At 40.4% G+C, this 24,903-nt stretch carries 20 protein-coding genes; 11 read left to right on the top strand and 9 right to left on the bottom strand.

Translation table 11 applies throughout. From position 1 onward, the window contains the following. Positions 1–78 precede the first annotated feature (78 nt). Positions 79–495 carry a MotA/TolQ/ExbB proton channel family protein gene (locus OQ279_RS10625; RefSeq protein WP_266069874.1) on the top strand — a complete coding sequence of 139 codons (417 nt, stop codon included), beginning with the start codon at positions 79–81 and terminating at the stop codon, positions 493–495. A gap of 128 nt (positions 496–623) precedes the next feature. On the opposite strand, the gene OQ279_RS10620 is transcribed toward OQ279_RS10625, so the two are convergent. After that, a complete protein-coding gene (locus OQ279_RS10620) occupies positions 624–2,117 on the bottom strand; it encodes an aminotransferase-like domain-containing protein (protein ID WP_266069873.1) in 1,494 nt (497 codons plus the stop codon). 70 nt (positions 2,118–2,187) lie between these two features. Between OQ279_RS10620 and OQ279_RS10615 the strand changes: the two genes are divergently transcribed. Further along, a complete protein-coding gene (locus tag OQ279_RS10615; protein WP_266069872.1) occupies positions 2,188–4,080 on the top strand; it encodes a TonB-dependent receptor plug domain-containing protein in 1,893 nt (630 codons plus the stop codon). Positions 4,081–4,192: 112 nt separating this feature from the next. Here OQ279_RS10615 and OQ279_RS10610 read toward each other — a convergent pair whose 3' ends face one another. The 5 genes from OQ279_RS10610 to OQ279_RS10590 all read right to left on the bottom strand — a co-directional run bounded on the left by OQ279_RS10610 (position 4,193) and on the right by OQ279_RS10590 (position 12,719). Continuing rightward, entirely contained in the window at positions 4,193–5,608 is a 1,416-nt protein-coding gene (locus OQ279_RS10610; protein ID WP_266069871.1) for a TolC family protein, read from the bottom strand. Then, positions 5,608–6,963 (bottom strand): HlyD family secretion protein, encoded by a 1,356-nt coding sequence (locus OQ279_RS10605; RefSeq protein WP_266069870.1) that lies wholly within the window; start codon positions 6,961–6,963, stop codon positions 5,608–5,610. Before OQ279_RS10605 ends, OQ279_RS10610 begins: the two co-directional genes overlap by 1 nt. Continuing rightward, on the bottom strand, positions 6,956–8,638 hold the full coding sequence (locus OQ279_RS10600) for a peptidase domain-containing ABC transporter (RefSeq protein ID WP_266069869.1): 1,683 nt from the start codon (positions 8,636–8,638) through the stop codon (positions 6,956–6,958). Before OQ279_RS10600 ends, OQ279_RS10605 begins: the two co-directional genes overlap by 8 nt. Then, positions 8,631–9,317: a TetR/AcrR family transcriptional regulator gene (locus OQ279_RS10595; RefSeq protein WP_266069868.1), complete on the bottom strand. Its 687-nt coding sequence runs from the start codon at positions 9,315–9,317 to the stop codon at positions 8,631–8,633. Before OQ279_RS10595 ends, OQ279_RS10600 begins: the two co-directional genes overlap by 8 nt. A 1,305-nt stretch (positions 9,318–10,622) precedes the next feature. Then, entirely contained in the window at positions 10,623–12,719 is a 2,097-nt protein-coding gene (locus tag OQ279_RS10590) for a lipocalin family protein (RefSeq protein WP_266069867.1), read from the bottom strand. 219 nt (positions 12,720–12,938) lie between these two features. Between OQ279_RS10590 and OQ279_RS10585 the strand changes: the two genes are divergently transcribed. From OQ279_RS10585 to OQ279_RS10545, 9 genes are all read left to right on the top strand, one after another. Next, positions 12,939–13,433 carry a YqiA/YcfP family alpha/beta fold hydrolase gene (locus OQ279_RS10585; protein ID WP_266069866.1) on the top strand — a complete coding sequence of 165 codons (495 nt, stop codon included), beginning with the start codon at positions 12,939–12,941 and terminating at the stop codon, positions 13,431–13,433. A 3-nt stretch (positions 13,434–13,436) separates the two neighbouring features. Further along, complete coding sequence (locus OQ279_RS10580; protein WP_266069864.1) at positions 13,437–14,324, top strand: helix-turn-helix transcriptional regulator; 888 nt, start codon at positions 13,437–13,439, stop codon at positions 14,322–14,324. 166 nt (positions 14,325–14,490) lie between these two features. Beyond that, complete coding sequence (locus OQ279_RS10575) at positions 14,491–15,555, top strand: AAA family ATPase (RefSeq protein WP_266069863.1); 1,065 nt, start codon at positions 14,491–14,493, stop codon at positions 15,553–15,555. A 45-nt stretch (positions 15,556–15,600) separates the two neighbouring features. Next, a complete protein-coding gene (locus OQ279_RS17910; RefSeq protein ID WP_306419781.1) occupies positions 15,601–15,810 on the top strand; it encodes a cyclic-phosphate processing receiver domain-containing protein in 210 nt (69 codons plus the stop codon). 373 nt (positions 15,811–16,183) lie between these two features. Continuing rightward, entirely contained in the window at positions 16,184–16,876 is a 693-nt protein-coding gene (locus OQ279_RS10565; protein ID WP_266069862.1) for a hypothetical protein, read from the top strand. 13 nt (positions 16,877–16,889) lie between these two features. Further along, positions 16,890–17,099: a DUF6140 family protein gene (locus OQ279_RS10560; protein ID WP_266069861.1), complete on the top strand. Its 210-nt coding sequence runs from the start codon at positions 16,890–16,892 to the stop codon at positions 17,097–17,099. A gap of 148 nt (positions 17,100–17,247) precedes the next feature. Then, entirely contained in the window at positions 17,248–18,411 is a 1,164-nt protein-coding gene (locus OQ279_RS10555; protein ID WP_266069860.1) for a YcjF family protein, read from the top strand. After that, positions 18,398–19,519, top strand: a complete 1,122-nt coding sequence (locus OQ279_RS10550) for a GTPase (RefSeq protein WP_266069859.1) — start codon at positions 18,398–18,400, stop codon at positions 19,517–19,519. The genes OQ279_RS10555 and OQ279_RS10550 overlap by 14 nt, the downstream gene beginning before the upstream one ends. A gap of 191 nt (positions 19,520–19,710) precedes the next feature. Continuing rightward, on the top strand, positions 19,711–20,199 hold the full coding sequence (locus tag OQ279_RS10545) for a hypothetical protein (protein WP_266069858.1): 489 nt from the start codon (positions 19,711–19,713) through the stop codon (positions 20,197–20,199). Between the two features lie 359 nt (positions 20,200–20,558). Here OQ279_RS10545 and OQ279_RS10540 read toward each other — a convergent pair whose 3' ends face one another. From OQ279_RS10540 to OQ279_RS10530, 3 genes are all read right to left on the bottom strand, one after another. Beyond that, positions 20,559–23,540, bottom strand: a complete 2,982-nt coding sequence (locus OQ279_RS10540) for a sensor histidine kinase (RefSeq protein ID WP_266069857.1) — start codon at positions 23,538–23,540, stop codon at positions 20,559–20,561. Further along, a complete protein-coding gene (locus OQ279_RS10535) occupies positions 23,518–24,270 on the bottom strand; it encodes a LytR/AlgR family response regulator transcription factor (RefSeq protein WP_266069856.1) in 753 nt (250 codons plus the stop codon). The genes OQ279_RS10540 and OQ279_RS10535 overlap by 23 nt, the downstream gene beginning before the upstream one ends. Before the next feature lie 192 nt (positions 24,271–24,462). Next, on the bottom strand, positions 24,463–24,903 hold a 441-nt coding region (locus tag OQ279_RS10530), incomplete at its 5' end, for a PorP/SprF family type IX secretion system membrane protein (protein ID WP_266069855.1).

The following is a 24,903-nucleotide window of genomic DNA, read 5'->3' as shown; positions in this document are numbered from 1 at the left end:
GGTAATTGGCATCTTTAGAAAAACTCTGCCGGGAATAAGCAGTAGATTTGGCTATAGACAAATAAAAAAACTAAATTTATGATATTAGCAGTACAACAGCAGGCGCAACAAGGATTTTTTGGACTTATTGGAGACAGGTTCGAAGAAGGTGGTTTTTTCATTATGATGCTTATCCTAATCGTTTGGATGCTGGGAATCTTTCTCCTGGCCAGAGGAATATATTTAGCGAGAAAAAAAGATCCTAAAATTGCGAGGACGATCATCCTGCTTAACTCTATCGGACTTTTTGCCCTTGTACTGGGAGTTTTTGGACAATTGGTCAAGCTTATTGAAACCCTTGACTACCTTAGTTCTTTTGAAGATACCACCCCGCGGGATTTCGCTCAAGGTCTTAAATTTACTATGCTGCCTACGCTCTTTGGGGCTTTGGTATTCTTATTTACCCGCTTTTCAACTATTGTGCTCAACTGGGTGAGGCCGATGAAATCTTTTTAATTGCTTTAACAAAATCCTGACACCAGTTTAGAAAGTCCATTCAATCTGATTTACAATTTTATTAGAAAAAACAAAAGTTCTAAAACATAGGGGAAGGCGCTGGCCTTTTGAAACTTCCAATTATTCATTCATCCTTGCAACGAAGCCTCAGAAACCAATTCTCCATATACTTCAGCAAGTAATCTTACAGCTTCTCCCATTTCCTTTTTGCTGAGATGGCCAAATCCCAATCTTAAAGCAATAAGATTTTGATTTTGATAAAGACATATACCCGGAATGAGGAGGCCCTTTTTTCTTGCTCTTTTTTGAAGATGATTCAATGAAAATGATCGATTAAACTTGACCCAGAAAGCCAGGCCTGATAAAGGTACACTAAATGTAATTTCGCTTTTAAAGTGGGTATGGAGTAATTGGGCAAAGATTTTTTTTCTTTCACTAATTACGCTGTGAAATTTCCTTTGATACCGATGTACATCCCCTTGATGAATAATATCTCCCAGCGTCTTTTCCATTAAGAAATTGGGTCTGCCAAAAATATTAATATACTTTTTTCCTTCTTCCAAAAAGTCTTCTGGGGCGATCAAAAAGTGCATTTGAAATCCGGGGGTGAGGAACCTTCCAAATGCTCCGATATAGATAACCCGGTTTCCGCCGTCCTTTCTATAGAGTGATGCCGACCTGTCTTTTGGGAGGGAAAATTCAAAGTCGTCATCATCTTCAATCACAATAAAGTTGTATTGTTCTGCTAATTGGAGCAAAGCTGCCTTTCGCTCTTCAGAAAGAGGAACTGTAGTGGGGTATTGGCAACGAGGGTTGAGGTAAACGGCCCTAATATCACCGGCCTTAAAGTGCTCCCTGATATAATCAACCCTCATCCCGTCCTCATCCACAGGAATCGTCCTTAACTGTGCACCTGCCTGACCAAAAATCATATTTGGCAGAAAATAACTCAGGTTCTCCACCAAAATAATATCCCCGGTTTTTATAAGTAACCGCGATAAGATGGAAAAAACCTGCTCTCTTCCCGAAATAGGCAACAAAAATTTTCTGGAAAGATGAAATCCCCTGGTGATATTCAGGTAATAACTGAGCTGGTCTCTAAAAAACAGATTACCTCCGGTTGCCTGCTGCAATTCATTGAACCAATTGGCCTTTCTAAGTACCGAGGCGAAAAAACGAGCTAATTCCTCCCCTTTGATGATCCCATAATCGGGTGTTCCATCTGTGAAATAAAGATCTTCACGATGCTCTAATAAAGGAGTATCCAGAATAAATTGTTTCCTGAAAGTAAAGGCAGCCTTTTCCGGGGGTGACCTAAAAGCTCCGGAACCGATGGCCGCCACCGAAGATAGCTCCGCATTTTTCACAAAAGTACCTATGTTGGGAATGCTATTTATCCACCCCTGCTCTTGCAGCTCCACCAGGGAGGCCATAATTGTTTTTCTGTGAACTTGCAGGTCTTCTGCGATTTTCCTGCTTCCGGGAAGTTGATCGCCATCTTCCAGAAGGTTTGTTTTAACCGCATTAATAAATTGATACACTATTTGCATATAGACCGGATCTTTTTTACTGCGATCTATTTTGACAAAGGAATGGAAAGCAATGTTAACCGGACTACTCATTATTTTTAAATCGGACTAGCAAAGTTACCCCTTAAACCTTAATCTTTGCACCCCAATTGAATATAATTAAATGAAAAAAATAATTTTTGCAGTGGGTGTCTTATGCAGCCTCCCTGTATTTGCACAACAACAGGAGACATCTCCTGAACACGAGAATCAGGAAAATCCAGAAAATGAGCTAAAGGAAGTAGTAATACACGGAAACAGGATCAGGATTCCTTTTAGCCAGGCCGCACGGGATATACAGGTGGTCACCCAGGAACAAATTAAAATGCTTCCTGCAAAATCTATCAATGAAGTTTTGTCTTACATCAGCGGAGTTGACGTAAGGCAGCGCGGTCCTTTCGGTACTCAAACCGACATTTCTATTGACGGCGGCACTTCCGAACAAACCATACTGCTTATCAATGGCGTAAAAATGATTGATGCGCAAACTGCCCACAACATGATGAATATCCCCATTCCGCTAAGCGCAATAGACCATATTGAGGTGCTTAGAGGTGCGGCGGCAAGGGTTTTCGGGATCAACGCCCTCACGGGTGCCATTAATATTGTCACCAAAAAAGAACGCCATTCCTCGATCACTGCTATTGCGCAGGCGGGAAGCTCTTTTAAACAAAAAGAAGAGGGCGACGGATCTGGTATTTATGCCGGGGGGCGTGCAGAAGTTACCGCTAACTTCGGAAATGAAAATCAAAGACACCTTTTATCCCTGGCCCAGACCAACTACAACGGGCAGCGTTATAATTCGGCTTCAAAAAACACCCGACTTTTTTATAACGGTGAAATTGACCTTGATATTAACAACAAACTGCAGGCTATGGCGGGTTATGCAGACAGCCAATTTGGCGCCAATGGCTTTTACGCCGCCCCCGGTGACCGTAATTCGGAAGAGCTTGTGAAATCGTCTATTTTCAGCCTTTCTTCAAGGCACCAGTGGGGCGACTTTATGATCTCACCCCGAATAAGCAATCGCTATGGTGAAGACGACTACCGGTATTTTAAAGATGACCTTAGCAAAGGCCGCTCCATACACTACACCAACGCCCTCATGCTTGAACTTAACAGCAGTCTTGTAACCAACTTGGGCACCCTTGGCTTTGGCTGGGAATCCCGACTGGAAACAATCAACAGTTCAAACATTGGGGAACATAAGCGTGATAACCATGGTGCTTATGCCGAAATAAGAAGCCGCCTTGGAGAGAAGATTAGAGGAACGGCGGGAGTTTACGCCAATTACAACACCGATTTTGGCTGGCAACTGTATCCCGGATTAGACCTGGCCTATCTCATCAATAATCACTGGAAACTTTCTACCAGCATAGGGTCCGGCCAAAGAATCCCTTCCTTTACAGATCTCTACCTGGACCAGCGCCCCGGAAATATAGGAAATGCTTCGCTACAACCCGAAGACGCCTGGAATTACGAAGGTAACATTCATTACCAGAAAGAGAATTTAAACCTGCAGGTGGGATACTTCTACCGGGAGATTAACGATTTCATAGACTGGGTAAGAGAAGATACCTCACAGCCCTATTCCCCGGTAAACTTTGGTGAGAACAACACGCAGGGGGTTTATGCCAGGATACAACAGAATTTTTACCTGAAAAACAACCAGTCTTTGGGGTACCGCTTAAGTTATAATTATCTGGACCCAAGCATTAGAAGTTCAGAAGGGATCCAGTCAAAATATGTCCTGGAGTCTCTAAAACATCAATTTATTGCAGGAATTTCCTACAGAATTGACAACCTGTCCCTACAGGTAGAAAACCGATGGCTACAGCGGGAACTCGCTAATGCTTATAACGTTACAGATATACGTGTGAATTACAACTGGCAAAAGCTTCTCTTATTTACAGAGGTAACTAATCTTTTTGATGCTGAATATACCGAAGCAGGCGCTGTACCTATGCCTACGCGTTGGTTCAATTTAGGATTAAGGTACGAGTTGAATAAATTTTAAGATTCAGAAGCACGATTATATTGATTGCATTCAGAGCATTGCATCTGGCTCTTGAAAAATTAAAACGGAATCCGGAAAGTCAATGTTATGATTTTCCAGATTCCATTTTTTATTATTGCTGAATTTCTGCATCCATATCCGGTATTACCCCAAGACTGCGATATAGTTCAGCCCTAGTGGTTAGAAACTTTGTAAAGAGCTCAGTTTGTTTTAAACGGGCTTGTATTAGCTTTGTCTCCCTTGAATTGATCAGAAAAAGGGAACTTTCTCCAAAACTGAATTTTCGCTCTTCGGCATTTAACAGTCGCTCATAATTTTCTACCATTTCTGAAGTTAACCTTATTTGCTCTACATAAGAATCCAGCTCCTGCATTAATCCGTCGACCTTATTTTCTATTTGCCGGCGGTTCAATTCCAGTTCAAGGGAAGCATCTTCAATTTTGTATTCGGCCAACTTCAGCTCGCCGCGCTCCTTCCGAAGAAAAAGTGGAAAACTTATATTTAAACCGGCTTTATAGTTTGAAGTATCAAAATTATCAATGAGTTCAGGTTCCGGAGTAATGAAGTTATATTCCAAATCTATTTTTGGCAAAAGGTTGTTAACCTTCAAACGTTGCTCCACTCTTAGCGATTTCAGTTTTGCCTCCAGGGCCCTTAATTTTGGATGCCCTTCAAAAATGGCATTTTTCACACCTTTTTTTGTTTGCACTTCAAGAACTTGGTCATGTAAGAAGTCAACTTCAGGTACAGTTCCAGGCTGTAATTCTACCGGCACATTATTATCGAGCCAAAGAAATGTGGAAACTTCAAGCTTTTGTTTTAGCAGTTTAACCTTTGTCTGCTCTAACTGAAGCAGGCGTTCCTGAAGCGCAATACCTGCTTCAACAGTATCTATAGCTGCGATCTCACCAAAGGCAGCACTTTTCCCAATACCCTCTGATCTTTGCCGGGCGTTGACCACAAATTCCTGGTACACTTCAAGTTCTTTTTGGAGCCTTGCCCAATTGAGATATGCCACGGAAGCTTCAAAAAGTACTTCGGCTATCATGAGGTTTTGTTCTGCTTCTGTTTGCTCCTTTAAGGCCCTGGCTGAACGAAGTGCCGCCCGTCTTTTGTCCATAATCAAGCCCTGGGCGATAGATAATGATACACCGGCAGCAAACAGGCCTTCGGGAGGAACTGTGCGTTGAGGATTTAGATATACACCTTCATTTTGCTCAAAGCCGGCCTTTAATTCTACGCCATACCAGGTGGGAATTTTAAAAGTGGAATTTAAGAGATCATAATATTCGGTGCCTTTAAATTCCTTGCGGCTGTAGTCTATTTCCAGCTTGGGATCAAAAGCACCTCTTGCTTTTAAAAGTTCGGCTTCGCCCATTTCAAGCTGAAGGTTTGCCTGTCTCACCATAGGATGATACTGCTTCACATAAGCTAAAAATTCTGGATAGCTCAAAACCTGAGTTGTGGTTTCCTGTGCCTTTAAAACAAAAACTTGCAGGAATAATGCAATGGCCAAAATAAATCTCATCACTTCTGCTTTTCCTGGTTTTCAACAACTACTTCAGGCTGGTAATAATCTGGTGGAAAGCCGTTAAGGTTTCTCCATATTTCATACCAGATAGGCACCTCATCAAGCAGGGCCAGGGTTGTTGCCCCCGAACCAATTCTCACCCCTCTAGGCCAGGGCTCATCTTCGGGATCTGGTGCCAACAAAACACGGTACTTTCCATTCTGACTTATAAAATTATCTACGGCAACGATCTTTGCACCATAAGTTCCGTAGGAAAGGTTTTCCCAACCGCTAAACACTATTGAAGGCCAGCCTTCAAATTGCACCCTTACCTTCTCACCTTCGTGCATTAGAGGCACATCAAGCGGTTTCAAATAAGTCTCTACTGCCAAATCAAAATCGGCCGGCATAATCTCCACCAACCTCTCTCCTTCTTTAAAAGTTTCACCCAAACCTGCTTTTAAGACCTTATTAATATTACCTTTTTGAGGGGCCAGCACATAGTACATCTGGTTGCGAATAGAGTAATTGCTATAGTCATTTTGGAGCTTGCTCACCTGGGCCGCAGCATCATACTGGTTGGAACGCGCCGTATGCAAATCACTTTGCGCCTTAGAAACCTTATCACTGTATTCGGCGGCTATCCTGTTAATTTCAAGTTCGGCATTGATAACTTCATTCCTGCTCGCCAGCAGTTTATTTTCCTGGGAAATTAGTTTTGCCCGGGAGTCCTGCAACTTTTGCCTTTTTTCCTCAACATCGGGCAGTGCTTTAAGCCCTTCCTGTTGCAACTGTTGGGTTCGTTCAAACTGAGCCTGCACAATATCGAGGTTAGCCCTTACAGCTTCAAGATCTATACTGTCACTTTCCAGCTTTAGCCGGGCCTGTCGCAGTTTGTTTAAAGCCTGCTGTCTTTTTAACTCCCTTTCATTTCCCAGCGCATTAATTTGAGAGGAAAGCGCCTTAATTTTTTCGGAATAGGACTCTACAGAACCCGATTTTGCGTTTAGCTGCTCGGCAGTTCTTTCTACCAGTAAAGGGTCAAAATACTCCCCTTTTACTTCGGAAATATGAAGAATTGTATCTCCTTTTTGCACGAACTCCCCCTCCTGCACATACCATTTTTCAATCTTCCCCGGAATTGGGGATTGAATGGTTTGAGGCCGATGTTCGGGCATAAGAGTGGTGACATAGCCCTTGCCACTTACATTTTGCGTCCAGGGCAGAAAGAGGATGATCAACAAGGCTATAAAAGCGGCTAACAAAAACCTATTGAAGTATTTATAGTGCCTTTTGTGGAGTGCCCTTTTTCCTGCTTCAAACTTCTTAAGGTCTACCTCATTGCCTACAGGATATTTTGATATATTAAGCATGTTCTAACTCTATTGTTTCTTTGATCCTTCCGTTTTCCAGTACGATCTTTCTACTACATACATTTTCCCAAAGTTCATTTCTACTGGCCACTACTATAGACCTTTTGTGTTTTTTATCGGCTAAAAACCCAATAAGCCTGGTAGCCTCTTCTTTATTGAAAAGCTCAAGAGGTTCTTTCAGAATAAGGAGTTCAGGTTTTTTAAGAATAGCCCGTGCCAGGATGATCTTTTTTCGCTCCAGGTTTGACATAAATTTTCCTTCAGGATAGATCACACTGTTGAGGCCGTTTGACTGCAGCTTTAGAAATTGTGAAAGCCCCACCACCTTTATCACCTCCATCACTTCCTTTTCGCTTACACCTGGGCTGCCAAAACTGAGGTTTTCAAGCAGGCTTGCCTCAAAGGGTACTTCTTCGGGAAAGTAAACTCCCACCCTGCTTCTAAAGCCATTGATATGAAGGCTTTTAATTGAAAGATCATTAACATAAACATGGCCTGAAGAGGCTTCGGTTACACCCGAAATCAGCTTTAAAAGACTGGTTTTCCCGCTTCCGTTACTACCAGACACAATAAGTTTTTCCCCCGGAAGTATCTTCAGGTTGATATCCTTCAGAATAACCAGGTCTGAATCTTCAGCCCGATAATCAACATTAGAAAGTTCAATGCAAAGCGGTTCATCCTGAGAAAGGTAATTCTCTGCCGTTTGTTTCTCAATTTTCATATCCAGCACCCCTCCAAGTTTTTCCAGAGAAGTGAGCACGTCGTAAATAGATTCGAGCCCGCGGGTAAGTTTTTCAACAGAGCTCATTATTAAAAGAATGATGATCTCGGCTGCCACAAACTGCCCAATATTCATTTCCTGATTAAGTACCAGGAGCCCTCCCACTGCAAGAAGGCCACCGGTTACCAGCACTTTAAATACGATCATTTTAATATACTGAATGCGCAGCACCCCAAAATGACTTTCGCGGGCCGCCAAATATTTCATGGTATATTTGTCATTTTTGACAAGTGAAAGACTGGTATTACCCGATAGTTTAAAGCTGAGCAGAGAACGCGCGATTTCCTGAAGCCAGTGCGCCACCTTATACTTGCTCTTTGATTCCTCAAGACTGGTCTCCATGCCGCGGCGAGCCGTAAACCTAAACACAAGGTAAATAAGACTTACCAGCAGAAGTCCAAAAATGATAAAAAGAGGATGGTACAGCGACAGCAGAATGAGCCCGAAAACGATTTGAACCAGGGCCGCAGGAAAATCGAGTAATAACTTCGAAATTCCTTTTTGAACTGAAAGAATATCGAAAAAACGATTGGCCTGCTCTGGCGGATACGAATTCTTAAACTCGTTCATTTTTATCTTCGGAAACCTGTAGGCAAATTCAAAAGAGCCACGGGTAAATATCTTTTGCTGAATGTTCTCAACAATCCGGAGCTGCATGAGTTCAAGAACCCCTACAAAACCCACTGCGACAGTTACGAGCACCACGAGAATTATCCAGGAAGTACTTATTCTTCCGCCCTGAATAAAATTAACTATAGCCTGGATTCCCAGTGGAACCGAGAGGTTGAGTAGTCCGGCGAAAATGGCATAATAGAAGGTTTGTAAAATATCCCTTCTATCAAGTTTGAGTAATCCCTGTAGTCGCTTTAAAGGAGAGGCTGATTCTTTAGCCATTATTTTTCAGGTTTAAAACATTTAGAACCATGTGAGTAAAATAGTCTGAAGGCAGAATAGTTTCACTACACTCTGTCAATGAAGGAAAGTGTTCTTTCAGAAAAAACTGGTGAAGAGAACCCTCGAGAATTGTACTTGCAAGAGAAGAAGGATAAGGATAATCGCTTCTCACCTCCAGGATCATCTCCCTAAGCCTTAACACAAGCCGATGGTGAACTGCAAAAAAGCCTTCTTTATTCTCCCTGTCTACCTCTTTGGTAAGATAGGATTTTGAAAATTCGTTCACTACTATCCTGCTAAGCACAACTTCATCTATATGAGATATCACAGCATCTTTTTCTACCTGCCGGGTGAGTACCTGCATGGCCTTTTGGAGCTTTGCAGAGGCATCAACAATATTGGCGGTAGAAAAGACCAGTTGATATTCTTTCCATGCCCAATACCAGGAAGTAAGGTACAAGAGTAGTTTATGTTTATTCTCAAAGTACCTGTAAACCGAACTTTCGTTAGAATTAATTTCTTTTCCTAACTTTTTAAAGGTGAATTGTTCAAAGCCCATGCGATCAATAAGCAGGATACTATGTTGAATAATTCTCCTGCCCAGGTCTGTAGATTCGGGGTCTTTAAGGTAAAGCTTATCATTGACCTCAATTTTAATTTGAGATAGTAAGTGCTTCATATATAAATTTTTACTCTGCAAATTAATAGTAAAACTTTCAAATATAAAAGAACTACTATTTTAAATAGAGGCTTTACAACTATCCTGCCATTATTAATCAGCAGTTAATCTAGAAATATTTATGAGCGAGATCTAAAAACCCGGAAGAAGGAAATAAACCCGATTAGGATAAAGTTGTTTTGCCCGTAAAGCTAAAGGAGAAGAAGTGTTTTTCAAGATTTACCTATGCCCCTGGATTCCCCACCACAAATTTTAATTGCCTTTCAAAAAGGGCAAAAATTCATTGCCATTATTTATGTCAATAGGAAGGATTCCAGCTATAAGAAAAAATGAGAGATGATTTTAATCCCACAACGACTACTAATCACTACATAAACTGCACACGTCACGGATTACAATTCCGCGCCATCGGAATTGACACTTTTGTTTCCCGCAGATTTCGCTGATTTTCGCTGATAAAAAGAAAAATGAGAGACGATTTTAATCCCAGAAAGTCACTCTATACTTAATTCTCAGCTTAAAAAAGGCTTCTTCAAAATGACATTTTTGACACCTCAGCACAAATTGAGCTTCTTCTTTTTTCTAATCACTGATCACTAAACTGTAAGACTCGTCACGGATTACAATTCCGCGCCATCGGAATTTGACACTTTTGTTTCCCGCAGATTTCGCTAATTTTCGCAGATAAAAGGAAAAATGAGAGACGATTTTTAATCCCAGAAATACTCTATACTCAACACAAAATTCTCAGCTTAAAAAAACTTCTTCAAAATGACATTTTTGACACCTCAGCACAAATTGAGCTTCTGTTGATTTTTCTGAATACTGAAAACTGATTACTAAATTTTAGACTCATCACGGATTGCAAATCCGCGTCATCGGAATTTGACACTTTTGTTTCCCGCAGATTTCGCTGATTTTCGCTGATAAAAGGAAAAATGAGAGATGATTTTAATCCCAGAAAGTCACTCTATACTTAATTCTCATTACTGAACAACGACTACTAATCACTAGATAAACTGCACACGTCACGGATTACAATTCCGCGCCATCGGAATTTGACACTTTTGTTTCCCGCAGATTTCGCTGATTTTGGCAGATAAAAGGAAAAATGAGAGATAATTTTAATCCCAGAAAATCACTCTATACATAATTCTCATTACTGAACAACGACTACTAATCACTACATAAACTGCACACGTCACGGATTACAAATCCGCGCCATCGGAATTTGACACTTCACTCAATACTCAATACTAAATTCTCAATACTAAATTCTAATTACTGAATACCGATCACTGACCACTAAAATTCCAGTATCTCGACAAAAATATCTGGTTTAGGTGCGGTACTTTCAAGGTCTTCTCTTTTGAAACCGGAGGAGATACTAATGATCTGCCCCAGGTGGTTCTCGAAAATTAAATGTGGATATCCCTTGGTTTCTACAGTAGTCACTTTATTTGTAGTGAGGTTATAGATCCTGGCTTTCTTTTCGTGGATAGATTCGGTTGAAATATTTTCCTGCGGATCATTATTTGAGCCCAGGATCAGATTCCCATCTCTGCTTATTCCTGACGGAAAGTATGGGGTTTCAAATGTTTCCTGCACATCAAAATTCAGCGTAGAAAAAAGCTTGTTTTCCAGTAAGTTGATCACATAATTCTGATTGGGACTGTATAAAGTTGTCTTCTGTGGGCGTGATGTTATAGGAATATTCACAAGCTGCCCATCAGAGATTTTGCCCTGGGCATCGATAGAAAATTTATAACTTTTGGGCTCCTGGTAATGCCCTACCAGAATTTCGCCATTTTTGAGAGGCAACAGGTGGTAAGCTGTATTTCCGAAGTGCGTTGTAAAGTGAGACTTTTGGGAAATTAATTCCATGCTACCATTTGTACGTTTAAACGTGTAGATATCTGTGCTATTGGTAAAGCTGAAAATACCATTGCCCAGATACGCAAAATCAAAGAAGAAAGGTATGCCTTCAAGCTTCAGTTCATACTTGTAAGAAAGGTTACTGGCGTCATATACAGCAAGTGCATTTCCCTGGGCAAAAAACAGCTCATTCCCGGTTTCGCTGTTATGTACCTGCATATGTATGCTGGTCATTGCTTCGGGTTGTTTATTGGCGGTGGCTGTAACTACATGGTCCCGATAATTGTATTTGATTAGTTGACTCTGGCCGGTCTCCGATCTTCCGTAGAAATATATTTCGGAAGCATTTGGAGCAGGGGTTGCAAACTTTATGTTATCGAAATCCATAACTTCAGGGTGCGACCAGCTTAGCTTCCATTTATTTTTATCGGAATATTGTTCTGAACTCACATTTCCGAAGATATCATAGGCATAAATGGCATATACAGGCTCCTTAAGATGAGGAGGGGTTTTGTCTATAAAGCTCGTCACTTCCCTGTCTTCAATTATTCCCACAGGATACTCCTGAAAAGCATAACCTGAACCGCCGTCATAGTTACGAACGGCTATTTTGTAATGTGAAAAATAATTCCCTTCAAACGGCTCCCAATCAAGTTTCACCTCCCCATTTTGCACTTCGGCATTCACAAAATTTACCTGTGAAGGTCGAAGGTTCTTGGTAAAAAATTCAACCAAGCCACTCTCCCCCAGCAAACCTTTTTCATTAAAGATCTTGATATAATAACATATCTCCTGAGATGCAGGCGGATTTACATCTATAAAAGAAGTTTGAGCCCCGTCTTTAATCGTCGCTACCAGTTGGGCATTGGCTTTGCTACAGCCCGCTGCACTTCTATAGATCTCATAACTGTCAAACTTATAGAAGCCGTCATAGGCCTGCCAGGTATATTTGATCTCGTTCCGGTTTTCGTCGGTAAGTTCATTCCCAAAAGTGTAGGAATACAGGTCGATGTCATTGGGCGGGGAATATTTACGTGCCATAAAACTGACTATCTCAAGTTCAGGGTCATCATCTATTTCCACCTTCATCTTAAACACCAGTTTATCGGCAGTGAGCTGGGTAATAACCATTTCTTCGGAAGAGCCCCAGTCATTACGCAGCTTGATCACGCCCTTTTCCAGGTCATAGCTCAGGTTCTGCACCTCTTTTTCGCATTCATAGCTGGAGATATGATAGTAATCGCGGTAGACATTATTGGTGGTAAACTGAAAAAAATCCCGACCGCATTCCTCATAATTTGCAGGCACACCTGCAGTTTTGCCTTCAAATGCTACTTCATAAATAGCCCATACCCCATTCAATTGCTGCATGCTGGCAGAAGTCAATGCATCTTTATAAAAAAGATCTCCGGTTTCAGAAATTTCGTCGTCATCCTTAGAACAACCGGCAACTAAAATGAGCCCTACAAATAAGAAGATGCGCGCGACGTTCCTCCTGTAACAGGAGGTAAACATTAGATTATGCATGTGCGTAGTTTTGAGAAGGATAGGTAGGGCCTATTCTGTTATTTCAGATCAAATATATCAAAAAAGCTTACTCAAAAGTTAATAGAATTAACAAATTCTAGGGGATTATAAATAAATTCAGCAGAGGCTAAATAGCTTAATTTTCAGAAAAAATTTTACTCACGACACTTTTTGTCGTCTTCTCTTTATTTATTTACATTAGTAAACAAGCTAACACCTATGCACATTCTTTATCTACACGGATTGAACAGCAAATTAAGCGAGGCTAAAAATGCCATTTTAGAGAGGTATGGCAAGGTTCACGCACCCAATATTAATTATTCCCAAAAACACCTTCAGCCAATCGAGATCCTTCAGCCCTACCCTGAAACTGAATTCAATGTGGTTATAGGCAGCAGTATGGGAGCTTTGAACGGATACATTATTTCCAACTGGATTGGCAGGCCGGCCCTCTTATTTAATCCGCCTTTGTCGAAATACCCGTGGAGCCTTATGCTTCCGGAAGCAAAATTCCGCAGAGGTAATGCTTCAAAGCAACTTCTGCTTGGCGGCAGGGATGAGATTGTGAATCCGCAGGAAACTTTGGCTTTTTTGGGCAGGCACCTGCAGGATCATGAACTGGAGATCAAGATTGATCCGTTACTGGGACATCGCATTCCTGTAGATTTGTTTGAGGAACAGGTAGCCTCTTTCTTTTCAAAAATCTGTTCTTAAATTATGTCATTAGCCCAAACCATTAGACGGTACAACAGGATCATTTCTGTTTTGAGAATAAGGCCTATGAGTTATGAAGAGGTGCAAAGAGAGATAGGCAAGGCCCGTGATGCCTTAGAAGAAAATCTACTTACCTCTCACCGCACCTTTCAAAGGGATATAAAGAATATTGAGAGGGTTTATGATATTACGATAGCTTCAGATAAAAGCACCAACAAATATTCTATACAGGATGACATAGAGGGTATGCATTCCCGCCGACTCCGGGAGAATTTTGAGATCGTTAATGCCATTCGTCTGTCTAAAGGCTTTGCTGAAATCCTCCTTTTTGAGGAGCGGAAATCTTTGGGTACAGAACATATGGCAGGATTAATCCACGCCATCCAGAACAAGCTTGTTGTAAATTTTGATTATTACAAGTATTGGGATGAGTCCGTAAGCAGCCGGAGTGTGAAACCCATTGCCCTAAAAGAAGCCAAAAACCGCTGGTATTTAATAGCTGAAGATGAAGAGCAGGTCAAGAATTTTGCTCTTGACCGTATGAAGAAGCTGATCATTACCGAACATAGATTTTTGGCCATAGATTACAACGTACACGAAGAATTCCGCGATAGTTTTGGGATCATTAATGGCACCAATGAAGCTGCTGAAGAAGTGCTGTTGTCTTTCACTCCCCGCGAAGGCCAATATGTGCAATCCCTCCCGTTGCATCACAGTCAGGAGTTGTTGTTAAAGAATGACAGGGAGATGAGGTTCAGGTATTATATCAGGCCCACTTACGATTTTAGGATGGAAATTCTTTCTTACGGTGACCAGGTTAAGGTGCTTAAACCCCAAAAATTAAAGGAAGAAATCAAATCTCAATTACAGCAGGCTCTAAAAAGGTATTAATAAATGACATCTTTGAGCGTCATGTTTTGGCGTCGCTTCCCATCATCTTTGTATCAAAGAACAGCAGGTTCTTTTAAAATATAATCCGTCTCTGCTAAAATTCTGCGGGAATGTAGGGGGACTTCGGAAGGTTGTGGAGACGGAATTATCTTAAACACCAATAGCCATGAACTACGGAAATAAAACCGAGCCTGAATTCTTACCCGATTTCAACCTGCAGCATGTGAATCACCTGATGAACTTCTATCATTTACCGAAGATGTACCTGGGTTACTTCGGAAAAGTTCCCAGCTATTACAGCTTTTCGGCATGCGATATTAAAAAATTTTATCCTGAATTCCAGGCAAAATTTAAAGAGCAAATTCTGGGAAAGCACTTTATGCGAAACTTTGAAAAAGAGGAGTATAAAGCTGATGTTATATTTATACTGAAGCAGCAGATTATGCTTAAGCAGGATGCAGACGAAGTCACCGTGTATTTCCACAATGAGAATGCTTCTCTCCTGCTTGAGTTAATAGATTTTATTAAAGTATTTAAAAAGGAAAAACCGCACAAAGCCGAAATCAACCTCATCATCATGCAACCCCATGGGCTGGACAATAAAAAGATAGATTTTGCCAAGCCAGATCTCAACCTAAACCTAAGCTACAACCATGATTTTCCCGGTTTTCATGAAAGGATGCTGAAGATCCTACAGGAGGATAACAAAAGCGGACTTCACCTGTTGTACGGCAAACCCGGAACAGGTAAAAGCACCTACATCAGGTACCTGTGCGGACTCATCAAAAAAGAAATAGTCTTCCTGCCCGGGCAGATGGCGCAGAACCTCGATAATGTGGCCATGACCAAATACCTTATAGACAATCCAAACTCCATCCTCGTTATTGAAGATGCAGAAGAATTGATTGTCTCCCGTGACCGGCAACGCAATTCAAACCTGGCCATGATCCTGAATATTACCGACGGTATTTTAGGAGAATCTTTGGGAATACAAATAATTGCCACTTTTAATACCGATGTTCAAAACATAGATCCTGCTCTAAAAAGAAAAGGCCGCTTAAAATCGGCTTATGAATTCAAAGCCCTGGCTCCCGAAAAAGCAAATCTTTTATTCAAAGAACAAAATTCAGAATACACTACCGATAAAGAAATAACTTTGGCAGAGATCTACAACATTAGCGAAGAAGAGCAGTATAAGAGTCCGGTGCGGAAGGTGGTAGGGTTTAAATAATTGTTTAATGTATAAGGTATAATGAATAATGTTTAGTAAGCTATTATGTCAAAGTTGTTCCTAGACGACCTGCGGTCTCCCGACATGATCTATGCTGAACCTGCAGCCGCTGCATTTTTTGTGGTGAGGAGCTATACTGAATTTGTAAAATATATTCAGGAAAATGGCCTGCCCTCTTTTATTAGTTTCGACAATGACCTGGGGCTGAATGAAAATGGAGAAGTGGCACCAGATGGTTATGCCGCAGCTAAATGATTGGTCTATGAATCGGGTTTGGATCTTCGTAAACAGAAATTCAAAGTCCATTCTGCAAACCCTGTGGCGGCGGAGCAGATAAGAGGCCTATTGAAGAATTATAGTGATTTTCTTAATGGAAATCAATAAATCAGCTTTGTCATTCCGACGACGGAGGAATCTTCAATTACGATAACATTTAAATACCGCACGTTTACTAAACGAGATTTTTTTACTTTAACATAATTTTTAGGTTTATGATCAATAGCTAAGCTGTGCCACAACAGCTTTATAAATGGATATTTGAGATAATAAACAAATTAAAAAGATTGATATTTTATCTATAATTAACATGATTTTAAGCCCCTACCTTAATATCTCCTAACCTACTTCTATGGAACTTTATTATTCAGAGATTTCTGAAGGGGCTATTCTTGTGCATCAACAAATTCTTGCAGCCGCAAAGAACAATCCCGAAATTAAATCCTTATACAAAGGCTGCCAGCTGTTGTTCAGTCCATTGATTGAGCAGCCCAAGATCATGTTGATAGGATTTAATCCCGGAGGAGGATATTATAACTGGCATGGCAGGATAGTAGAAGGGTTTCAACCTATGGAAGCTTTGGAATATTATCTCAATACTCATGCGCTTGCAGAGCAGACGAAATCTCTTTTCCGGCAGGCAGGCAGGGAAGAGGATCTGCAATACCACACGGTCAAAACGAACTTTTACTATTGGGCGACAGACAATGTTGCTGATTTCAAACGGCTACTGAAGATACTTCCTGAAGAATTAAGCAAAAATATTTTTCACTTAGCAAGGGTGTGGATGAAGCAGTTAATAGAAGCTCTTCAACCGGAGATAATAATCACAGAAGGATTTAAAGCTTTTGATGAGGTTGAGGTCCTGTTTCCTGAGAAAATAAAATTTAACAAGGAAGAGAATCTTCGATCCTTTGAAGTTCCGGAAGGAATGAAGGTGCTGGGATATAAGAGGAATCAGGGGAGTATAATTGGAAAGCAAGAGATCATAGGTGCTTTACATTCCACATGGTCAACTGCAAAAAAAGTCGGAACCATAAATTAAGCAGCTTGAAAAAATGGCAACATTTGAAATAAAAACTAAACATTCCATCAATGTTAGAGGACAGTATATAGATGGAGGTCTTACCATACAAGTAACTTCCATGTTTTCAAATCCTCTGGAGGAAAAAGAGAAAATGCAAAATGCATTTATTAGAGTACACGGGCTGGATTTGAAGACAGAAGGTTATTTGAATACGGGCTTTTTTGAATTTAATAAAATTTAATCACGCTGAAAACAGAATATAAATTGTGGCAGAGAATTGAGGGGAAATCCATCTTTAAAGCTCCTTTGGTATTGTTTAAAACCTGAAGAAGAAATATAAATAGATAGAAAAAGAATCAATAATTATAAACTAATAAAAACAAACGATTATGGTCACAGCAGACAGTCAAAAGGAAATTTCCGCCAAATTTGAGGAAGAGTTTAAAAAAATAGAACAGGAAGTAAAAAGACCTAACATCTTAATCGTTGGTTGCACAGGTGTAGGCAAGAGTACAATTGTAAATCAAATTTTTGGAGAAGGAACTGCACCCGTTGGAGCGGGGCAACCTGTAACACGAGGAATCCATAAAATCGAAACTCCTGGGAAGCCAATAAACCTATTCGATACAGAAGGTTTTGAAATAGGCGCAGATGAAAAATTTCAAAATACCATCCTAAACTTTGTTAAGGAGAACATTAATAAACCGGTTGAAGAACAAATCCACTTGATTTGGCATGTTATTTCTGCCAGTTCAGCTAGAATTACTGATTATGATAAAGACCTGCACCAGAAACTTCAGGGTTATGGTATACCCGTGGCTCTTATTTTTAGCAAATGTGATGAAGTTAATGAGGAGGATCTAGAAGCAATGGTAAAGGCAATGGACAACCGCCTCAACTTTAAAATTGCATATTCTTCTACTGAGTCGCCATTTTTCACCACTGATAAGAAAGAATTTCTCGAAGCGGAAGAGAACCTAAACCTTTCCAAAGTGGTGGACTGGTCCTCTAGAAATTTATCTAAATCACTTGAACTCGCCTTTATTAGTGCTCAATTGATCAACATAGATGCTAAGCGCAGAAAAGCTGATTCAATTATTTTACAACATACCACAGGAAATGCATTTGTAGGCATGAGTCCTATACCGTTTTCAGATGCACCAGTACTAATTGCCAGCCAGGCTGGAATGATTGCGCGAATTCTTTACGCATACGATTTCAGTAATTACCAAGATATTGCCAAAAACTTTATGGCGACCTCCGGTGCCTCCTTAGTAATTTCGAATCTTGGCCGTAGTTTGGCTGGAAATCTCATAAAATTAATTCCAGGAATAGGAACTGTACTTGGAGGAATGATTAACGCCGCAGTAGCTTCTGTGATTACTTACGCAATGGGAAAAGCGACCTCTGAATTGATGTTTAGGTTAAATAAGCAAATCCTAAATGGAGACACTACAAAAGCGAACAATTTGTTGGAGAATTTTGACACCATTTTCGCTGAACTTTTCAAGGAATTTTTTAAGAAAAAATCAAATAATAATGGAGGGATATAATATTTCGATTATTGGGAAATCTGGCGTTGGAAAAAGTTCTCTCCTTAATTATCTTTTCGGAATAAATAAAGCTGCGGTTGGAGTCGGAAAACCTGTAACTCTTAAAGGTTTTCATTTAGAACAAGGTGAAATTTCTGGGCACAAAGTTAATATTTATGACTCTTGGGGCCTTGAAGCTGGGAAAGAAAGAACATGGTTAAATGAATTCGAGGAATTTCAAAAAGATAAGCAGCGGGAAAAGGATGTGAAACAATGGCTTCATACCGTTGTCTACTGTATCTCAGGAGAAGGAAAGAGAATTGAAGATTATGAAATTAATACCATAAAAGCAATTCAACAGGAAAAATTAAAACCTGTCATCGTGATCACCAAGGGAGACTCCAGAGGTGCCAAGGAATTTTCTGAGGAAGTGAATCGTATACTTGGAGTGAAATCAATTCTGGTAAATAATGTTGAAAAAACGAAAGGCTTTGCAGCATTAAAAAGCGTCGAAAAACCGTTTGGCAAGAAGGCCCTGATCAAGCAAATAAAACGCTCCACAGCTGAATCATTAGCTGACCGGATCACATTTCTCATGGACTCGAAAACATTAGAAAAGAGGAAGGCTCTTAAGAAAAGGCTTATTAATACTCTGGCATACGAACTTGAAAAAAAGTCTTTTTTAGGACACGTATCCAAAGAAGATTTAGATATTGTTCAAAATTCCTTGAATAAAACAGTAAAAAGTGAAAACCAAATTTTTTCGGAGGAACTGGCGAGGATAACGACAGAAGCAGAAAAATTCTATAAGAATACCATAGTAAATACCGTTGAGGTTGATTTGGCGGCTGATTTGAAATATTCTCTTCATCTGGAAGAGCAGAAGGAAAATGAAGCTGAAACAGTCTTTGGAAAGATTGCCGTGAACGCTGCGATGATGGCCCTATTGCCTGTTAGCATCATACCGGCTGTTATTATGTTTATTCTTGACGGATTTGCACCTACTTTTAAAAATAAAATTCCGATGTATTCAGTAAAGGATGTTATTCAAGAATTTAAGGATCAGTTATCCTCAGAAAAAAGAGATTGGAAAAATCTTAATCTTAAGTTACTACTTCCGATCTCATAGTTAAACTGTTTATATAGACATTTTTTACTGCCACCACTTCAATTCCCGGGCCACCAAAAATTATTTTAAAAAGTATTAAAAAGGAGGGGGAGGAAGTGGTGTTACTTCCGCTATATGAAGGAGCTTAAAAATAAGATTAAGCATAGAGATAATTGTAGTGGTCATTGCAGAAGCTTCGAAGATTAATGTTATTGACAACATTTAAAGAGAAGATAAAAGCGCAAAAAAACAAGGTAAATAAAATGCACAACCCCTCCCGCCCATACCACCGTACGGAAATAGATTTGTTATTCTCTAAAGTAAAGGCACAAATGCACCAGGAAGCATTGATAAGAGGAGGAGATGGTAGAGCACTTTATACCGATTGCTACACAGGGGAAACTTTGCGTGGTGGTGATCGCTATGATTACGAACACATTCGTTCATCAGAATCTGTATTTATGGCATATAGCGACCGCTTAACCAATGCGGAAATTGCAGAGGTGGTAAATTGTCCTGAAAACGTAGCCGTTACTTTGCGTTCAATTAATCAATCCAAAGGCAAAATGAGAATGGAAGATTGGCTGGCTAATGCTACCAATCTTTCTAATCATCGGATAAATGTCGCATTAGCTAAAAATGCTTTGACTAAGGCAGATAAAGGAATTGAACAGAAAGTGAAGGAAATATTGTCAAGATAGACACTATCTCGTAAACTGTGTAAGTTTCAAAATACCGGGGTTTGACTTTTACCTAAAGTTGAACCCTTTCTTCGCATATAGTCAAGAACTGATTGAGTACGATTCCCCAATTTCTAATGGGCAATAAGAGGCTTCAGTTATGCTGACTATTAAAAAAAAATGTAGTTGGTAATGTTGTAGACAGGAAGTTTTAAAAATTAGGAAAAGAACAGTTCGCATGTTCCAAAAAAATTACAACCCCTACTTATAATAATCCCGGGAACAGCAACTGTATCTTTCCTTAATTCACCACAAAACTAAAGGATTTAGCAAGAGGGAATTAAAGCATTTAGTAAACGTATGGAATTTGAACGTAAGCGTTAAACTTTTAATTTAAGGAGTATCAAAGTGCCTTCATTTTTCACTGAAGTTACCTGTAAAGTCTCTTCCACCTCGTAACCCAGAAGTGCCACCCGCTCCCTGACCAAATTGACCCCTTTAGATTCATGCAACCTGTTGCCTTGGCCGCTTGAAAAACCAATCCCGTTATCTTCAATTTTACACTGCAGCAAACCCTCTGAAAGCAATTCAAAGGAAACTTTTAAAAGCGGATTTTTAATGCTTTGTGGGAAAGCATGTACAAAGACATTTTCTACAAAAGTCTGCAGCAACATGGTAGGAATTTCTAGCTCATAAGCATCAATCGAAGGATCTACCTCAAAGATTACCTGAATGGCATTATTGAACCTTGTATTTTCAACCCTGATGTAGGCCTGCAGGTATTCAATTTCTTCAATTAACAGGATTTTGGGCCTGGTACAATGGTCGAGGTTTAACCTGATCAATTTCGAAAAATCTCCCAGGAATTCAGTGGCTTTCTCTATATCATTGTCCATGATGTAGTACTGAATGGAATTCATGGCATTAAAGATAAAATGCGGATTCATCTGTGCAAGCAGGGCCTCCATTTTAGTCTCTTCCAGGCGCTTCTGAATAAGGCCTTTTTGCGCTTCAAACTTCCTGTTCTGCCTTATCTGAAATTTATAGATCCCCATAATTCCCGTTCCGGCAATGAGCACCAGCAGGCCACCAAACCACCAGGTCTTCCAAAAAGGGGGAAATATAGACATGTTCAGCAAAGGCCTCGTGAAACTGATCCCGGTACTTTCATCTGAAACCTGTACTTCAATACTGTAATTTTCGTGAGGCAGGGAAGGCAAAAATATTTCGGGTTTTGAAGTGGCAAGGCTCCAGGAGGCATTCTTGTTCAACCGGTACCTGTACTTCAGTTTATGAGGAAAGGGATGTGCTTTTGTACTAAACTTCAGCAGCAGCGTATTCTCATTATGGGCCAGTTGTATCCTGTCTTCAATTGTTACCGGCAACCGTGCAAGTTTGTGGTTATTAACAAAAACTTCCTTCAGTTCAATCTCATCAACCAGCATCTTTGGTTCAATAAGCACATCGAGATCCAGCTCATAAAACCCGTTGTCGCTTCCAATGCTAAGCACATTCTCTCTCACGTCAGCACTCAACAATGGCTGCTCGAGCCCCTGCTCCCGGTCTACAAAAATAAACCGTTCATCTTTGTAAAGATTGAGTCCTTTTTCGGTGCCAATAATAAGTGTTCCACGGTAATTCTCCAGGAAAGAAATGGTATTCCCCTGAATCTTAGCCCGCGGGATCTTCTTTAAGACCTTGAAAGCAGCTGCATCATTTACAATAAGAACATCTCCAAATTCATTTGAAATCGCCAGGTTTTCACCTAACTGGGTAATGTGTTTTAATTTTTTCTCTTTCCATATGCCTTTTTTGAAATAGGAAAGAAAGTGGCCATTTTGCCAGGTATAAAGCCCTGAAAAAATGGACAACATATAAGTTTTTTGCCCTTTTTGGAGGCTACCTACAATCATGGTAGGGGTATGCCTGTCTTCCTGATCATACCTGGTGTACTTAAACCCATCCAGGTCGCTGTAGACCCTCACCCCACCATACGGATTGGTTTCTATAAGTTTGCCTTCAGGCGTAAAATTGATCTCTTCGGAATGCAGGGGTAAATAGCGCTCCAATTCTCCTGAAGCCTTGATTGCAAACACCCCAATATTGGTGTTCACCCAAAACATATCCTGGTGAACTTTGATGTCGTAAAACTTAATGTCTTCAGCTACTGTAGAATAATCAAGTTCGTAAAAATGATCTTCGTGCCTGGGAAGTGGCAGGCTGGTGGTTTGCACATAATCCTCCTGCCATTCTTTAAGCTGAAGCAAGCTAATTGTTTGTTCATTTTTGCCATTTTTGACAAGAATAGCATCATCCCGCAGTACTGCAGAAGCATTTTTTGTTCTGGCAAACCCCAAAGTTCTTTTGCCGGCAGATTCATGAAAAGTGATTGGCGGATTTAGTGCAATCTCGAAGAGTCCGTCGTTCCTGGTGCCCACGTACAGCTTTTCAAAATCGGGATCGTAGGCCAGGGAAATAACTTCCTTGCTGGTAATATTGAATTCGGATGCTCTTGAGACCAGCCGCTCTCCTACTATTTCATAGATCCCACCGTTGGTATCATATATGCCCCAGGCCGCCGCGAAGATCCTGTCCTGCCCGGTTTTTACATAATCCCAGATGATGGAAGTGCCCAATTTTTCGGCAGCAAGATCCTTTTCCTGTACATAGTTTGCCAGCTTCTGCTTTGTAAAGAATTCTTTGTTACTGCTGTAAATACTGTCATTATCTACCAGAACAGAGTAAATAAACTTGTGATCACTGACTTTCACAAGAGCCGCTTCATCCTGCTGCTCATCAATTCTGAAGATGCCTAAATTGTACGTGGCTACATAGATCTCATTGTTGTAGCTAAAAAAATCCTGTACCCTAAAAAGTTCTTTACCCGGCGGATTTTCCATGGAAACTACTTTAAAAGTGTTGATATCAATCATGGAAACCCCATCGCTGGTCCCCACAAAAACCTGGTCTTGGCAAGAAAAAAGTTTGGTGATCTCATTGTGGATCAACCCGTCTTCTTCAGAAATAAGCTTAAAATCGAAGCCATCATAGATGCTGATCCCCTCGCCGTAACTGCCAAACCACAAATTGCCGTTCTTGTCTTCAGCAATGGCCCAACAGCTGTTGAGAGCTAAGCCATCTTCTTCAAAATAGTATTTTAAGACACCATTTTCTTTTTTAACCACGCCGTTCTCGGTACCAATCCACAGCACCTTATCACTATCTACAAGTAGCGATCGCACGGCATTATTGGGCAGCTCATTTGCCGAGGTAAAGTGTTTTACAGGATAATTTTGAGAGAGCGCTAAATTACACCACAAGAATAGTAAGAAGAAAGACCTAGTGGTTCTGTAAAATGGCATTTATAAACTCTTCTTCTTTTCGAAAGGAAACCGGAAGTTTCTCTCCATTTGTTAATTCTATCTCCTTATTCGTTTTGTGATACCTCACCACATAATTCAGGTTGATCACATAGCTTTTGTGGATTCTCTTAAAAGCGTGCTCCGGAAGTATTCCTTCTACGTATTTTAAAGTCTTTGAAGCCATTTTTGTGCTGCCGTCAATCTTCTTTATGTTGCAGTAATTGCTTTCGGCCCTGCAATAGAGAATTTGATTGGTGTGCACCAGTTCAAAACCTTCAAGCGTAGGGAATGCAATTTTACTCACATTCTGGTCATTGACATTGAGGTTCTCCAGCAGTAAAGACAGTTTTTTCTGTGCAGCGTTGCCTTCGTTTTTCTTTTCAAATTTTTTTAAAGCTTCAGCCAGGTCAAGATGATTTATTGGCTTCAGCAAATAATCCAGCGCACTGCGTTTTATTGCTTTAATAGCAAACCTATCAAAAGCCGTGGTAAAAATGACTTCAAAATTGATCTTATCAAAATAATTGAAGAGTTCAAAACCATTCTTTTCGGGCATTTGAATATCCAAAAAAACCAGCTCTGGCGCATGATTCCTAATTGCCGTCACCCCCGAATCTACCGAATTGCATTTCTCCACAATATTGACCCGGTTAGGCAAATACCTGTCAAGGGTTTTCTCCAGCAAATCACGGGCATTAAGCTCATCATCAATGATTACTGCTTTTATCATATAACAATATTACATTTTTTATGATTTTGTTAAGGTATCAAAAATGTCAAAATCGGGCAGCTTTTTTTCTTCGGAAGTTTTTTGCTTCAGCCTTAAAGAACAAAAATCTGCCGGGTATTTCTACCACAGCAGATTCTTCTTTATTATTTCTAAAATAAATCCTGAAGCTTAATCAAGATCAGAAACTTTCTACTAATCCTTCAGTGTAAACCTAACAAACAGCTCATGGGTGCCATTGCTGGCATTTTGTAATTCCGAACGCAGGGAAGATTCATAGGCGTAACCAAAGTCAAACCAGTCGATCACCTTGATCAGGGCAAGGCCGCTAATGGCCTCATCGGTCCTGTAAGCTGCTCCAATCTCAAAGTTGTTATGAATGTTCATAAGGGCTGTAAAATCTACCGAAACGGGGGCGCCATGCACATATCGCAGCATAACAGAAGGTTTTAATTCCAACGTGCTGTTCAGCCTGAAGTCATATCCTCCACTTAAGTACATATGCACCCTGTCTGCCGCCGTAGTTACTATGCCTTCCTCTTCTCGTGCCCGCTTAGTTTCGAGGATCTTTGGGGCCGATAGAGAAATATAGTATTTCTCATGCTTTAAATAAGCACCCACCCCCACGTTAGGGTT

The sequence above is a fragment of the Salinimicrobium profundisediminis genome (assembly GCF_026241755.1).
In the GTDB taxonomy this organism is placed as follows: Bacteria; Bacteroidota; Bacteroidia; order Flavobacteriales; family Flavobacteriaceae; genus Salinimicrobium; species Salinimicrobium profundisediminis.
The sequence above is the reverse complement of the archived record's forward strand: the minus strand, read 5'-3'. Positions and strand labels throughout refer to the sequence as shown.

What these genes read in the sequence shown, in the direction of transcription:
- OQ279_RS10625 (WP_266069874.1), top strand. Translation starts at nt 79, where the DNA reads ATGATATTAGCAGTACAACAGCAGGCGCAACAAGGATTTTTTGGACTT.
- OQ279_RS10620 (WP_266069873.1), bottom strand. Translation starts at nt 2,117, where the DNA reads ATGAGTAGTCCGGTTAACATTGCTTTCCATTCCTTTGTCAAAATAGAT.
- OQ279_RS10615 (WP_266069872.1), top strand. Translation starts at nt 2,188, where the DNA reads ATGAAAAAAATAATTTTTGCAGTGGGTGTCTTATGCAGCCTCCCTGTA.
- OQ279_RS10610 (WP_266069871.1), bottom strand. Translation starts at nt 5,608, where the DNA reads ATGAGATTTATTTTGGCCATTGCATTATTCCTGCAAGTTTTTGTTTTA.
- OQ279_RS10605 (WP_266069870.1), bottom strand. Translation starts at nt 6,963, where the DNA reads ATGCTTAATATATCAAAATATCCTGTAGGCAATGAGGTAGACCTTAAG.
- OQ279_RS10600 (WP_266069869.1), bottom strand. Translation starts at nt 8,638, where the DNA reads ATGGCTAAAGAATCAGCCTCTCCTTTAAAGCGACTACAGGGATTACTC.
- OQ279_RS10595 (WP_266069868.1), bottom strand. Translation starts at nt 9,317, where the DNA reads ATGAAGCACTTACTATCTCAAATTAAAATTGAGGTCAATGATAAGCTT.
- OQ279_RS10590 (WP_266069867.1), bottom strand. Translation starts at nt 12,719, where the DNA reads ATGCATAATCTAATGTTTACCTCCTGTTACAGGAGGAACGTCGCGCGC.
- OQ279_RS10585 (WP_266069866.1), top strand. Translation starts at nt 12,939, where the DNA reads ATGCACATTCTTTATCTACACGGATTGAACAGCAAATTAAGCGAGGCT.
- OQ279_RS10580 (WP_266069864.1), top strand. Translation starts at nt 13,437, where the DNA reads ATGTCATTAGCCCAAACCATTAGACGGTACAACAGGATCATTTCTGTT.
- OQ279_RS10575 (WP_266069863.1), top strand. Translation starts at nt 14,491, where the DNA reads ATGAACTACGGAAATAAAACCGAGCCTGAATTCTTACCCGATTTCAAC.
- OQ279_RS17910 (WP_306419781.1), top strand. Translation starts at nt 15,601, where the DNA reads ATGTCAAAGTTGTTCCTAGACGACCTGCGGTCTCCCGACATGATCTAT.
- OQ279_RS10565 (WP_266069862.1), top strand. Translation starts at nt 16,184, where the DNA reads ATGGAACTTTATTATTCAGAGATTTCTGAAGGGGCTATTCTTGTGCAT.
- OQ279_RS10560 (WP_266069861.1), top strand. Translation starts at nt 16,890, where the DNA reads ATGGCAACATTTGAAATAAAAACTAAACATTCCATCAATGTTAGAGGA.
- OQ279_RS10555 (WP_266069860.1), top strand. Translation starts at nt 17,248, where the DNA reads ATGGTCACAGCAGACAGTCAAAAGGAAATTTCCGCCAAATTTGAGGAA.
- OQ279_RS10550 (WP_266069859.1), top strand. Translation starts at nt 18,398, where the DNA reads ATGGAGGGATATAATATTTCGATTATTGGGAAATCTGGCGTTGGAAAA.
- OQ279_RS10540 (WP_266069857.1), bottom strand. Translation starts at nt 23,540, where the DNA reads ATGCCATTTTACAGAACCACTAGGTCTTTCTTCTTACTATTCTTGTGG.
- OQ279_RS10535 (WP_266069856.1), bottom strand. Translation starts at nt 24,270, where the DNA reads ATGATAAAAGCAGTAATCATTGATGATGAGCTTAATGCCCGTGATTTG.